Consider the following 14,162-nt stretch of genomic DNA (forward strand, 5'->3'; position numbering starts at 1 on the left):
AGAATGAGGTAAGGTAGTGCTCCTCATCGACATTCAAACAGATAAAAGAGTTGCTTGTCCTTTAAATGAGCCCTGCGGGCCGAATAATGCTATTTGTAGGAAATAGCTCATTATTAAAGTCTCAATGTTGACTAAGCTTTAAACAAATGGCTGTTAACCGGCCCCAAAACGCCTAAAATACTCACTTAAAGCGCTTTACTGCTATAACGCAAACTTTACGCCACGCAGCATAGTACGTTTAAGCCCTAACAATTAAAACCCCCTTTAGCGTTAAGCATTGCTGAAATAAACGCGCCCTGCTATTAAACAGCGATAAGTGCTCTCATAAAGTCATCGTAAAATATCCATTATTTGATTGTTTTTACGATGATCGTCCCTCATATATAAAACGTAATAGATTTAAATAGCTAAGGGTGAATGATGAAAAACGAACTCGATAATAAGCAGATCCTTTCTGTGTATGAACGTATTCAAAAGCGCGGTAAGCAAAACGATATTGGTAAACACTACCAGGGAGTTACCGCTTACTCTGACATTGACGGCTACACAATATACTTAGAAGGTAGCGGCGTATTATTGCGCTTTGGATTTCATAATGCTTACCATCTTGATTATGAGCATGAAAAACACAAAGACGACTTTCTAAAAAAACTATATAACATTGCTAATGAGGAATAATGCAGCCAAGACGCATTCGTAAACGCACCACAAACAAGCAAACCACCTCGTTTATAAACCAGGTAATTGCGGAGCTACAAGCGCACCCAGAAAAGCTCGATATAGTTCGTCAAAATCTAGATGAATATCGCGAACAAACCTACCTTAAACGCGGTTTTTTGCTGGCCATAGAACGCTTTGATTGGGTGTTTGAAGCCAGTAACGACGTTAACTTTATCTGTCAACAAATCTTAGCCGATGATTACATAGGTAATCGCCTTAGACGCTATCCGCTATTATTTAAAGGCGTTATTAATAGCACCTAATTTACACGCCTTTTATAACATTAAGCTTCTCTTTTCTAACCAGTATACACTGCTAGTATTTTTAATTAGTACACTAATTAAACGTGTAAAATGGTTATGTTTGTCTATTTAAAATACCCTTCGTACTCTAACTATTACCATTCTAACGAATATTTATCTTTTTTATTACTCATACCCCGTAAACAAATCCTTACTATTTTTACCATTTAAAATTTTAAGTGTAAACCATTGAATGTATGCAATTTTATTTATAAAGACCGGCATGAGGCACAACTACAAATTAACCCGTTTTTATTAATAATCCATCTACATCTTGGTATCTGGTTGTTTACTTTCGCCTTGAATTGTTAGAGCTATTACATTAAGCTTATCTTTATTGAACGTTCAATTAATAAAAATTATGCCTAAAGTCGGAATGGAACCTGTCAGGCGTCAGCAGCTAATTGACGCGACTATTGAGTCAGTAGCACAGCGCGGTTTGCAAGGAACAACCATTAACACCATTAGTAAAAATGCAGGTTTATCATCTGGCATTATTAGCCATTACTTTGGTGGCAAGCAGGGGTTAATAGAGGCAACCGTTAGGTATTTGTTATCGAATTTAAAAAATGAATTAATTGAAAAAGTTGAGCCATCCACAAGCGCAATTGAGCGTTTGATGTTTATTGTTGAGGCCAACTTTGCACTTGTTCAACAGCGCAATGACACCACACGTACGTGGTTAAGTTTTTGGGCGCAGTCAATGCACGATCAAGAGCTGCACAGGCTGCAAAATGTAAACAGTAATCGCTTGCAAAGTAATTTAGCATTTTCTTTTAAGCAACTAATGCCCGTAAAGCAAGCAAAACAAGCTGCAGAACTTAGCGCCGCCATGATTGATGGCCTATGGTTAAGAGCAGTATTAAGTCAATCTGACGAAAACCAATTTAAACACAGTGAAACATTAGCGAAAAGCTATGTACATTCACTCATCAAGCAATATGGAGCCTAGCGTGACTACACCTGTCTATCAAAACTTTATTAATGGCCACTTCCTTGCAAACCAAAGTGGTGAAACTTTTGATGTAAAAAACCCAGCCACAGATGAAGTTATTTACTCGGTAGAAGTTGCCGACGAATTTATTCAAAACGCAGCTATCGAGAGTGCAAAACAAGGCTTTGCTCAATGGTCAAAAATGAGCCCAATAGAACGTAGCCGTATTTTATTAAAAGCGGTTGCTTTATTGCGTGAGCGTAATGACGAGCTTGCCTTAGTTGAAGTGCTTGATACAGGTAAACCAATGCAAGAAGCTAACTGCGTTGATATAGAAACAGGCGCAGATGTAATTGAATACTTTGCCGGTTTAGCACCAGCGCAAGTTGGCCAGCAACAAATGGTTGGCGAAGACTTTTACTATACTCGCAAAGAGCCATTAGGTATTTGTGCTGGTATTGGTGCATGGAACTACCCACTGCAAATTGCTTGTTGGAAATCGGGCCCTGCCCTTGCCGCAGGTAATGCGTTTATCTTTAAGCCTTCAGAAGAAACCCCTTTAGGTGCGATTAAACTTGCTGAAATTTTTGTTGAAGCAGGTGTACCTGCCGGCGTATTTAACGTTGTGCAAGGTGCGGGTGATGTAGGTCAGTGGTTAACCTCTCACAGTGAAATAGACAAAGTGTCGTTTACGGGTGAAGTAGGCACAGGTAAAAAAGTAGTGGCAAGCGCTGCAGGCACATTAAAAGACGTGACAATGGAGTTAGGTGGTAAATCACCTTTATTAGTGTTTGAAGATGCCAATATTGAGCAAGCAGTCAGTGCAGCTATGTTAGGTAACTTTTATACCCAAGGTGAAATTTGTACTAACTGTACCCGTATTTACGTTCATAAAAATGTATATCAGCAGTTTATTGATGAGCTTAAAACACGTACTGAGCAAAATATTATTGCTGGCGATCCACAAGATTTAAATACTAACTTTGGTGCACTAATCTCTAAAAAGCATCAAGAATTGGTAATGAGCTATATACAAAGCGGTAAAGACCAAGGTGCAACACTATTGACTGGCGGTACTACGCTTTCTCCTGAATCAGCGCCTAATGGTTACTTTGTAGCACCTACGGTATTTACCGATTGCAACGATGACATGACTATCGTCAAAGAAGAAATTTTTGGCCCAGTTATGAGCGTGCTTGTTTTTGAAGACGAAGATGATGTAATTGCGCGTGCTAATGGTACACATCTTGGTTTAGCCGCCGGCGTATTTACTAGCGATATTAAACGGGCGCATCGTGTTATTCACCAATTAGAAGCAGGTATTTGTTGGATTAATGCCTATGGTAACTCACCTGCTGAAATGCCTGTTGGTGGTTATAAGCAATCAGGTATTGGCCGTGAAAATGGCATAGAAACACTTGATCATTACACGCAAACTAAGTCTATCTATGTGGGCATGGCCGACATAGAAAGCCCGTTTTAAGGTGGCAACTATGAGTAACACTTACGATTATATTATTGTGGGCGCCGGTTCTGCAGGTTGTGTACTTGCAAATCGCTTGTCTGAAGATACAAACAATAAAGTGCTTTTGCTAGAAACTGGCAAAAGCGATAAAAGTATATTTATAAAAATGCCAACAGCGCTTTCTATTCCTATGAATACAGATAAATACGCGTGGCAGTTTCACACTCAGCCTGAGCCGTATTTAGATAACCGTGAAATGCACTGCCCACGCGGTAAAGTGTTAGGCGGCTCGTCATCAATTAATGGCATGGTGTACGTACGAGGCCATGCGAAAGATTTTGACGAGTGGCAGCAACACGGTGCTAACGGCTGGGATTATCAGTCGTGCTTACCTTACTTCAAAAAAGCAGAAAGCTTTTATTTAGGCGAAAATGCGCACCGTGGTGGCACAGGCCCGCTTGGTGTTAATAACGGTAACGAAATGCAGAACCCGCTTTACACCACTTTTATAAAAGCAGGTGTACAAGCTGGATATGCACACACAGACGATTACAACGCAGCGCAGCAAGAAGGCTTTGGCCCTATGCATATGACTGTAAAAGACGGTGTGCGCAGCTCCGCCTCACGCGAATATCTAGACCCAGTAAAATCTCGCAGTAACTTAACCGTTATTACAGGTGCGTTAGCACAAAAAGTAATTTTAGAAGGCAAAAAAGCCACAGGCATTGAATACACAGTAAATGGTACGCTTAAAACGGCGCATGCTACTAAAGACGTTGTATTAAGTGCAGGCCCAATTGGCTCACCGCATATTTTACAGCTTTCGGGTATTGGCGATAAAGCCATACTTGAAGAAGCCGGTGTTGAGGTAAAACATCACTTACCAGGCGTTGGTCAAAACTTGCAAGATCACCTTGAGTTTTACTTTCAGTACAAGTGTAAGCAACCTATTACCTTAAACGGTAAATTAGGCCTTTTCTCTAAAGGCTTAATTGGCGCTAAATGGCTGCTGACCCGAAAAGGCTTAGGTGCAACCAATCATTTTGAGTCGTGTGCGTTTATTCGCTCAAAACCTGACGTTGAGTGGCCAGATATTCAGTACCACTTTTTACCAGCGGCGATGCGCTACGACGGGCGCAGTGCATTTGCGGGTCATGGTTTTCAGGTTCATGTAGGTCATAACAAACCTAAAAGCCGTGGTAGTGTGACTATTCAATCAGCTAATCCTGAGCAACCGCCAAAAATTTTATTTAACTACTTACAGCATAAAGACGATATTGAAGGTTTTAGAGCGTGTGTGCGCCTAACTCGCGACATTATTGAGCAAAGCGCATTTGATGACTACCGCGATGAAGAAATTCAACCAGGTAAGCACATTCAAACCGACGAAGAAATAGATGCCTTTGTACGCCAAGCAGTAGAAAGTGCCTATCACCCATCTTGTTCTTGCAAAATGGGCGAAGATGACATGGCCGTGGTTAATTCTAATACCCAAGTTCATGGTATTGAAGGGCTACGTGTTGTTGACTCGTCAATCTTCCCAACGGTACCAAATGGTAACTTAAATGCCCCTACAATTATGGTTGCAGAAAAAGCAGCAGATCTAATTTTAGGTAAAACACCGTTACCGCAAGCATCTGTGGACGTTGCCATAAGCAGTAATTGGCAAACAACGCAACGTAATAGCGAGATTTAATTAAGCCATAACGTGCCTAACACGATGTAGGGCACGTTCAACTTGCAGTGGCTCACGGCGTAAATTGGTTACGCGGTGTTTATGCAAGCAATAAAACAAAAACGGAGAACTTATGAGTTACTTTTATTCATTTTGGGAGGGCGATAATGACTATATGGCTTAGTGCTGGCATTATATTTACGCTACTTGCAGTTATCACTATTTTATTTAAATGGGGTAACGTACGCGTAGTAGGCGTAACACCAGTGAGAACTTTTACCTTTATCGCAATCTTATTTACCTCAGGCCTAGACGTTGGCCTAATCATGTTTCCATTAACCGAATTTGCAGGTTATGCAGACATAAAAGCAAGCCCAGAATACGCGTTTGCAAACCCACTGGCTATTGAGTTTGGCTACTGGGGATTCTTGATCTGGGGATTTTACTTTCTTACGTGCTTTTATTTCTGTGTAATAGAGCCCAAAGTTAAATTTTTCGAAATTTCATGGGTTAAGTTCATTAATAACGTGGTTATTATTGGCACATGTGCCTTTACGGCTTACCTACTGCTTTCTAACTTACCCTGGTACTTACCAGAGCTAGGCGATGGCTCGAGCGTTATACCTACCTTTTACTTTATTGTATTTGCAGCTATTTGCTTTGCTGTGTACTCAAGTACAGATATTAAATACGTGCGCTTTTTAAGTATTTCTACAACTTGGTTGTTTATCGCGTTAATTGCCTTTATGTGGGTGGGTGCATTTGTCGTTGGTGACAGCGAAATGTCGGCATTTACCAATAACCTTGCAGAAATTGGTACTTACTTTGCCAATATAAATGAGTTTGTTTTACCGCTTAACGACTACCATGAATTTTACCTATTTTGGTGGTTCGCGTGGAGTATTATGATTGGCCAGTTTACGTCTCGTTTTGTAGGTGGCCTTAAAACATACCAAGTGCTAGGTGCAATGTTGATATTCCCATCTATCCCGATTGCAATTTGGTTTAGCGTACTTTATCACTACCACGAAATGGGTATTTCAACAGCGGGTATTAAAAACTTTGCCATGGTATTTGTTGGGATAGTGTTTGTTATTAATTCGCTTGATTCATTAATACGCCTATACACTGATAACCTTAATTTAACGGTTAAACGTTTAGGTAAAATGAACTATATGCTGCTAAATATTGTGGCCTTATCGCTACTTACCTTGTTATTTAAACTTGAATTTCTACAAATTCAATGGGTTGGCGCGTTAGTAATTGCACTGTTTTTTGGCTGTGCTGCGTTTATTGGCTATAGCAAATTTAAAACGGTTAACAATATAGACAGTTCTCCAAAAGCAAACAAAATCGATTACACAAAAATAGAAACTGTACATTAGGGATCAACAATGAATAACAAATTAAAACAACTAGCAGTAGCGCTACCTTTCGCACTTTTATCAACAACGGTGTCAGCTAACTGGTCAACTACCATTACAGCGGCATCTGACTATACTTTTAACGGTGTAACACAAACTGATAGCGACCCTGCAATTCAAGCAAGCCTTGATTACGCGTTCGAAAGCGGTGTTTATGCGGGTGCATGGGCATCTAATGTAGATTTTGGTGATGACACTGATTTTGAACTTGATGCATACCTTGGTAAATACGTGCAACTTAACGAGCAAGTGAGCGCTGATTACGGTATTGCTTATTACACATACCAAGGTAATAACAGCGATGGTAACTACGCAGAAGCCTACACAAAGTTTGGCTATGCAAGTGAGTATGGTCAAACAGAGCTTAACTTTTGGTATAGCTGGGATTACTTTGGTACCGGTGCTGGCCATGTTATTTCTATGATTGCCCACACCTTTGAAATTGCCCCAAATCATGCCATTCGTGCAAGCTTTGATATTTCAAACTCACTCGATGGCGATAAATTTCAGTGGGATGCACCAAAAGGTGATAAATCTTACAGCCATTACCGCCTAGCGTATCAAACGAGCTACGAAGGCTTTGGTATTGAGATTGCTGCAGAAGACACAAGCCTAGACTACGACTACGCTGATGAGCGTATAGTGCTTGCTATATCACGCACATTCGCTTTATAAAGTTGTAGTTGTTAGATTCTACAAACAAAAATGCCACTTTTAAAAGTGGCATTTTTTTATCTAACACAATTTTACTATTCTTTAAGCATAAAGCTTTTCATTTCAAAATTTTTAGTAACACCATCTTAAATAAAGGAACGTCGGTCTACTAGCAATGCTAATACATCACGTAATAGTAAGCATTAGGTCAAAAACGACTTTATTCATTCTATTCATACAGCCCATCTAAAACATACACGCTTTAATCAATTTCCCATGCACTAGTACCCGCGGCAGATAAATTGGCTGTATTTTTTCGTAATACTTTATTACCCACATTGATAGATGACTCTGGGCGGCTAACCAAATACCCTTGCACAGAGCTGACCCCCATGCGTTTTACAAGCTCAAACTGTTCAATTTCCTCTACGCCCTCTGCCACTATTTTAAGCCCCAGCTTTTGACCTAATTCGCTGATGGTATTAAGAATGTCATTGTACTTTGGACTTTTATCAGCTTGAGAGATAAACGAGCGATCTATTTTTATTACATCGATGGGTAAATCAGCTAATGTACTTAATGAACTAAAGCCGGTACCAAAGTCGTCAATCGCAATCGTCACCCCTTCAGCGCGAAGTCGCTCAAGCTCTTCAATCATACTTTTACTGGCTTTAATAAACGTAGATTCCGTTATTTCTAACATTAAAGAATGTGATGGCAGCCCTGTGTTTTTTAGATTTTTCATTATCCAATCGTACACTGAGCGATGTTTTAATTGCACGCCTGATACATTAACCGAAATTTTTACTTTGCGCATACCCGCATTATGCCATGCCGCCATTTGCCTGCACGACTCATGCATAATCCAATCGCCGAGCTCTAAAATAAGGTTAGATTCTTCAGCAATAGGAATGAACTCAGCCGGTGAAATCATCCCTTCTATAGGGTGCTCCCAACGTGTAAGCGCTTCGAAATAATCTATCATGCAGTCTTCTACATGGACGATAGGTTGAAACGATAAGTAAAAGTCTTTACACGCCACGGCCAAACGCAGCTCTTCCAATAGATAATGATAACGGCGCATTTTATTACCCATTTCTGGGGAGTACACTTTAAAAATGCCTTTACCGTCGCTTTTTGCACGGTACATTGCCACATCCGCTAACTGTAATAGTGCTTGTGGGGTTGAGGCGCTCTCTGGGTAGGAAGCAATACCAATACTGGCACTAATTTTGACTATTTTGTTACCCAGCACAAAGTCTTTCTCAAGCTCACTGAGTACATGCTTTGCAATATCAACCACTTTATTTTCGTTATCAACTGACTCTATGAAAATCGAAAATTCGTCTCCACCTAAACGAGATAAATTTTGCTCTAACTGATTAGCCGAATTGATATTGCTTAGCTTATGGTGACGTAATACATTAGCTAAGCGTGTAGCTACTTGTACCAAAATTTCGTCACCAAAACTGTGACCAAATGAGTCATTAACTTGTTTAAATCCGTCTAGGTCAATAAACAGCAGCGCACACTTAAGATCCTCCTCATCATTAAAATTAATTTGCCTATCTATGTGCTCAATATAAGCATGACGGTCAATAAGCAAGGTTAATTTGTCTTGGCAGATACTTGTTTGTGTTTGCTTTAAATAGTTAGCTACGTGAATATTTAGGTTGTTTATTGATTGGCTCAAATTGCTAAGCCCCGACGAGTTGTCGTGTTGGGGTTGAAGGTTAAAGGCAACAAGCAATTGATTAGCGCTGTTATTAAGCTTTGCTATTTCACGTTGATAAGAGATTTTTTTACGCTCTTTACGAATAATTGTAAAGCCCACAAACAATACCATACACACCAAAATAAAATTTATTGGCGATGTTAAAGTCATTAGTATTAGTTTTGTGGCATTTGCTGCAATAAATTCAGTATCAGTAGTTTTGACTAATAAAAAATCGGCAGAGGGCTGGTGTATTAAATAGTGCCCGTTGAGCATAGGGTTATACCAAGGCGCCATTTCGAGCGTTGTATCTGCAATATCAAAGTGGCGTAAATCTATGTCAGGGTTGAATAAATTAATGCGGTTAATTTGGTTTGTTAGTTCAATGTTTAAACAAAAGCAAAACAAGATAAATACAAAAAAAATGCTGCCTAAGGGTTTAAATTTATTCATCAATAAAATCCATCTAAATTACTTATCCTATAAACCCGTTACTAAAAGGCGATTATATCGCCTGTTTTTAGTACTAAGCAAGCCATAGTACAGTCCTTATGTATTAAAATTTTTAGAACCGTACTCAATAAGAATAATTTAATGCTTAATAATTAAGTAATTATAGAGTGTGATGAATAAAAATAAACCACTTTGTTAAAGTTACATATTTTGGCTTAATAACTTATAGCTGCCATGCATAGCTCACTTTTGTAAAAAATGTGCGTTGATCTCTTTCAACGTGTTGTAGGGAGTCGTCTTGGTAGCTTTTATCTGAATAGCCTAAATAAAATAATGTTTGAGCATTAATTTTGTACGAGTAAACTAATTGGCTACCATAGTCTTTATTAATGTGGCTAACTTGGTAGTAGTAGGCGTCTTTGTTTCTATCAATGTCTTCAAATTGCAATATAAGCTTGAGCATAGCGCGCATGCTAAATTTATAATAAAGCCTAAAGTCTAATAAGTTAGCGGTATAAACTCGCTCCCCCTGCGGGTTATCTAAAACACTGTAGTTATGCGTAGCGTCTACTTGCCAATGATCGTTTATATCCCACGTAACTTGCGTTTGCGTTGCATACGAATCGCCAATTTGCTCATTAGCGTAATCAATGCGGCTGCCATACTCACCATAAAACGACAGCCAAATATTATTTTTAGGTTTAAAGCCTGTGTATACAAAGCCAATATTTTGATTATAAAAAGCATCATTATAGTTTTCATAACGGTGCAGTAAGCCAATTTCAAAAATAGACTGCTTTTGCCCTTTTAATGTTATAAACCCTTGGTATTCTTCCTCAAGTAGGTCGCCATTTTGCGCCCATGTTTTATCCCAATCAGCCTCATAAGACCATGACGTTAATAAGCCAGACTCATCCGCATACCAGGTTTGGCCGCCCCCAAAGCCTACGTTCTCATAATCTACTTTTTCTTGATAACCTAAGTCAGTGCGATAGTCTTTACCTACTTTTTCGTAGCTAGCAAACAAATTGTAGTCACGTTTATCACGGGTAAATTCAATAGCGTACGCTTCATCAGATTGAGTTTTAGATAAGTTATAGTTACTTTTTAAAAAATCAGAGTTTTTAGAATCGGTTGTAGCTACTTGGTAGGCCAGCAGATCTGTTTGATTAAACCAATAGCTGCCATCAACAGAAAGCACTGTATTGTAGTAATCATCGCTTTCGCGGTGGGTCGTACTTAGCCCTATAGTGCCTTGTTGCCCAATATCGTATTGATAACGCGCCGCTGCTGCATGGGTTTTATCCTCTAACATTGCAAAACCTGAGCCTTGATTTGTAGGCAATAAAATAGTGCTATTATTGTCATCGGCATACATAAATGCATAGCTATGTTGCCCTGTTTTACCTGTTAATTTTGCCCCAACTTCAGGCTCTGCAATGGTGCGGGTATACAATAGCTCAAACAAACTGCTTTTAAAGTAGGATGCGCCATCTAAAAAAAACGGCCTTTTTTCTGCATAATAAATTGAGTACGTGGTATTTACATCAAGGGCTAATGCATCACTTTCTATTTGCGAAAAGTCGGGGTTTATTGTGGCATTAATTACCGCATCTTGTGTAACCCCCCAGCGTAAATCAAGCCCCGCTTCGGTGTCTATATCGCCATTATCCCACTGCCCTGGCAAGGTAGGTTTTGAATCATTTCTGAGCGCCGTAAGCGTGGGCGTTAGTTGCAGATTTTTGCTGGCTTTTATATTTTTAAAACCATTTAATTTATCAAACTGACATAAACTGCATTTTATATCTCGGTCAAACCCCATGTTTGAAAGCTGATACAGTACATCACGTTGATAATTTCGCATAAGGGCAAAGCCCCATGTTAAATCTGTTTTATTTTCAGGAAATCTCAGCGCTTTAAAAGGTATGCGCATTTCAACCACATACCCTTGGTCGGTAATTTGTCCAGCACTATCCCATATTGCATCCCAAGACGGATCTGATTGCCAGCCATCGGTGTCGCTCATTCGCGTATCACCTTGCGCACCCAGTGGGTTTACATAAAATTCGTAAGCTGAACGTTCATCGTTAAAAGTATCGATAATTAAAATAACCGTATCATCTTGCCAAAGCGTATCTCTGTCGCGAAGTGACGCAGTAATTTCGCTCGGTTGTGGATCTTCGGCTACAAATGCAACATATAAGTTGCTGCCATCTTCGTACATGTAAGCATCGGTTTTAACCGGTGGGGTGCCCTTTTCGTTAGGCTCATCTTGAAATGCTACAGGGATTAAAGTGGCATTCTGCCAGTGGGGCTCATCCAGTACGCCATCTACAGTAATATCTGCATTTATATGTACAAGAGAATGCTGCTGTTTTTCACTGGCATAAAGGTGGTTAGAAAATAAAAGTGCAATTAAGAAGGGAAATAAAGCACTGCATTGTTTTTTTATAATTATTAAGTACTGCATAAACATCCATTTAGACGTGTTTACCCTTTAAAGGTAAACTTATTTATGCAGTGTAATTTAAGTCTGTACATTTGTTAATAGCTTGATACTAAAAACAATCGCTTTTTTAACTAATTTATATTAAAGGCTTAATTTGAAAGCTAGGTTTCGATTAATTTAAGCTTATTAGCCACACCATTCCAGCTATCGGCATCAGCAGGCGCCGGTTTTACTTCAACAATGCGTGGCCACACTAATGCAAGCTCAGCATTAAGCTCGGTAAACTCTTTTTGGTCTTCTGGCAGCTCATCTTCTTGGTAAATTGCTTCAGCTGGGCACTCTGGTACACATAACCCGCAATCAATGCAATCTATAGGGCTTATTGCTAAAAAGTTAGGGCCTTCATAAAATGCATCTGCTGGGCACACTGCCACACAATCTGTGTATTTGCATTTAATACAGTTTTCGGTGACCACAAACGCCATAATAGTTTAAACCTAGTAATTAATTATCTGAAGCGCGGATCATACCCAACCCCTTTAAAAACACAATAAATATGTGCCATCTGTGGTCAATTTAACGTAACATATGCGCCCTTAATGTATAGCCATTACGTGCCCTACACTTCTTATTGTGAGCGGATACTATTACCGCTAAGACACCTAAAAGAGATAAAAATGATACGTTTAACTGAAATAAAGCTGCCGCTTGATCATAACGAAGACGCTATAGGCCAAGCCATAGTTGATAAATTAAAAATACAGCCAGCGCAGCTACACAGCTACAATGTGTTTAAACGCGGGTACGATGCACGTAAAAAAACGGCTATTTTACTTATTTACACCCTCGATATTGAAGTAGACAACGAAGAAACGCTTTTAAACGTATTTGCAAAAGATCAGCACGTAAAACCGGCCCCTGATACTTCATACAAATTTGTTGCTCAAGCCCCCGCTAACCTGACTGAGCGCCCTGTAGTAATAGGCTTTGGTCCGTGTGGACTATTTGCAGGCTTAGTGCTGGCTCAAATGGGTTTTAACCCTATTATTTTAGAGCGCGGGAAAGAAGTACGCGAACGCACCAAAGACACCTTTGGCTTTTGGCGTAAACGTACCCTCAATACAGAGTCTAACGTACAGTTTGGCGAGGGTGGCGCAGGTACATTCTCAGACGGCAAACTATACAGCCAAGTAAAAGATCCAAAACATTATGGGCGTAAAGTAATCACCGAATTTGTAGAAGCTGGCGCACCCAGTGAAATTCTATATGTAAGCAAGCCGCACATTGGTACATTTAAACTGGTTACCATGATTGAAAAAATGCGCGCGCGTATTATTGAACTTGGTGGTGAAATCCGCTTTAGTACCCGCGTAGACGACATTCATATAGATGATGGGCAAGTAACCGGCTTAACGCTTTCAAACGGTGAAAAATTAAGTACCCGCCATGTAGTACTTGCTGTGGGACATAGCGCACGCGATACCTTTAAAATGATTCACGATAAAGGTATTTACATAGAAGCAAAACCATTTTCTGTGGGCTTTAGAATCGAGCACAAGCAATCGATGATTGATGAGTGTCGTTTTGGACCTAACGCGGGTAACCCCATTTTAGGCTCTGCTGATTATAAGCTCGTTCACCATTGTGATAATGGCCGCACCGTTTACAGCTTTTGTATGTGCCCAGGGGGAACCGTTGTAGCCGCCACCTCTGAGGAAGGCCGGGTAGTAACAAACGGTATGAGCCAATACTCTCGTAGTGAGCGCAATGCAAATAGTGCTATTGTAGTAGGTATTACACCTGAAAAAGACTTCCCAGGTCACCCGCTTGCCGGCATTGATTTGCAACGTAAACTAGAAGAGCAAGCCTATGCATTAGGCGGCAGTAACTACGATGCACCAGCGCAGTTAATTGGCGACTTTTTAAAAGGAAAAGCATCGGGCGATTTAGGTGATGTACAGCCCTCGTTTACACCCGGCATAAAGCTCACCGATTTAGCAAATGTGCTTCCGCAATTTGCTATTGATGCAATACGCGAAGCCATTCCAGCCTTTAATAAGCAAATCCGTGGTTTTTCAACTAACGATGGTTTGTTAACGGGGGTAGAAACCCGTACATCTTCACCTATTAGTATCAAGCGCGATAAAAGCTTCCAAAGCATAAATACTAAAGGTTTATACCCAGCGGGTGAAGGCGCAGGCTACGCAGGCGGTATTTTATCTGCCGGTATTGATGGTATAAAAGCGGCTGAAGCCGTTGCACTTTCGATGATCGAAAACGCTTAAACCACATTTAAGTTGTTTACCGAAAAACCTCACTAAGTGAGGTTTTTTTGTTTAAACCTTGAGTTAAACTGAGGTATAAAAAAACCC

General features: G+C 40.0%; 11 protein-coding genes. 8 read left to right on the forward strand and 3 right to left on the reverse strand.

The window, feature by feature from the left end; translation table 11 throughout:
* Positions 1–420 precede the first annotated feature (420 nt).
* The 7 genes from CWC16_RS01235 to CWC16_RS01265 all read left to right on the forward strand — a co-directional run bounded on the left by CWC16_RS01235 (position 421) and on the right by CWC16_RS01265 (position 7,195).
* A complete protein-coding gene (locus CWC16_RS01235; protein ID WP_055013703.1) occupies positions 421–678 on the forward strand; it encodes a DUF3081 domain-containing protein in 258 nt (85 codons plus the stop codon).
* Positions 678–983 (forward strand): hypothetical protein, encoded by a 306-nt coding sequence (locus tag CWC16_RS01240; RefSeq protein WP_055013704.1) that lies wholly within the window; start codon positions 678–680, stop codon positions 981–983. Before CWC16_RS01235 ends, CWC16_RS01240 begins: the two co-directional genes overlap by 1 nt.
* Before the next feature lie 415 nt (positions 984–1,398).
* On the forward strand, positions 1,399–1,974 hold the full coding sequence (gene betI / locus CWC16_RS01245; protein WP_138540382.1) for a transcriptional regulator BetI: 576 nt from the start codon (positions 1,399–1,401) through the stop codon (positions 1,972–1,974).
* 1 nt (position 1,975) lies between these two features.
* On the forward strand, positions 1,976–3,439 hold the full coding sequence (gene betB / locus CWC16_RS01250; protein WP_138540175.1) for a betaine-aldehyde dehydrogenase: 1,464 nt from the start codon (positions 1,976–1,978) through the stop codon (positions 3,437–3,439).
* A gap of 10 nt (positions 3,440–3,449) precedes the next feature.
* Entirely contained in the window at positions 3,450–5,117 is a 1,668-nt protein-coding gene (gene betA, locus CWC16_RS01255; protein WP_138540176.1) for a choline dehydrogenase, read from the forward strand.
* Between the two features lie 146 nt (positions 5,118–5,263).
* Positions 5,264–6,481 carry a BCCT family transporter gene (locus CWC16_RS01260; RefSeq protein ID WP_055013706.1) on the forward strand — a complete coding sequence of 406 codons (1,218 nt, stop codon included), beginning with the start codon at positions 5,264–5,266 and terminating at the stop codon, positions 6,479–6,481.
* Positions 6,482–6,490: 9 nt separating this feature from the next.
* Entirely contained in the window at positions 6,491–7,195 is a 705-nt protein-coding gene (locus tag CWC16_RS01265; RefSeq protein ID WP_138540177.1) for a TorF family putative porin, read from the forward strand.
* 241 nt (positions 7,196–7,436) lie between these two features.
* Here the strand turns inward: CWC16_RS01265 and CWC16_RS01270 are convergent, their stop codons facing one another.
* From CWC16_RS01270 to fdxA, 3 genes are all read right to left on the reverse strand, one after another.
* A complete protein-coding gene (locus tag CWC16_RS01270) occupies positions 7,437–9,341 on the reverse strand; it encodes a putative bifunctional diguanylate cyclase/phosphodiesterase (protein ID WP_055013708.1) in 1,905 nt (634 codons plus the stop codon).
* A gap of 223 nt (positions 9,342–9,564) precedes the next feature.
* Positions 9,565–11,811, reverse strand: a complete 2,247-nt coding sequence (locus CWC16_RS01275; RefSeq protein WP_138540178.1) for a carbohydrate binding family 9 domain-containing protein — start codon at positions 11,809–11,811, stop codon at positions 9,565–9,567.
* Positions 11,812–11,951: 140 nt separating this feature from the next.
* Positions 11,952–12,275 (reverse strand): ferredoxin FdxA, encoded by a 324-nt coding sequence (gene fdxA / locus CWC16_RS01280; protein WP_029774458.1) that lies wholly within the window; start codon positions 12,273–12,275, stop codon positions 11,952–11,954.
* Between the two features lie 192 nt (positions 12,276–12,467).
* Between fdxA and CWC16_RS01285 the strand changes: the two genes are divergently transcribed.
* Positions 12,468–14,075, forward strand: a complete 1,608-nt coding sequence (locus CWC16_RS01285; protein ID WP_138540179.1) for an NAD(P)/FAD-dependent oxidoreductase — start codon at positions 12,468–12,470, stop codon at positions 14,073–14,075.
* The last annotated feature ends 87 nt before the right edge of the window (positions 14,076–14,162 follow it).

This window comes from Pseudoalteromonas sp. S3776, from assembly GCF_005886915.1.
GTDB lineage: Bacteria > Pseudomonadota > Gammaproteobacteria > Enterobacterales > Alteromonadaceae > Pseudoalteromonas.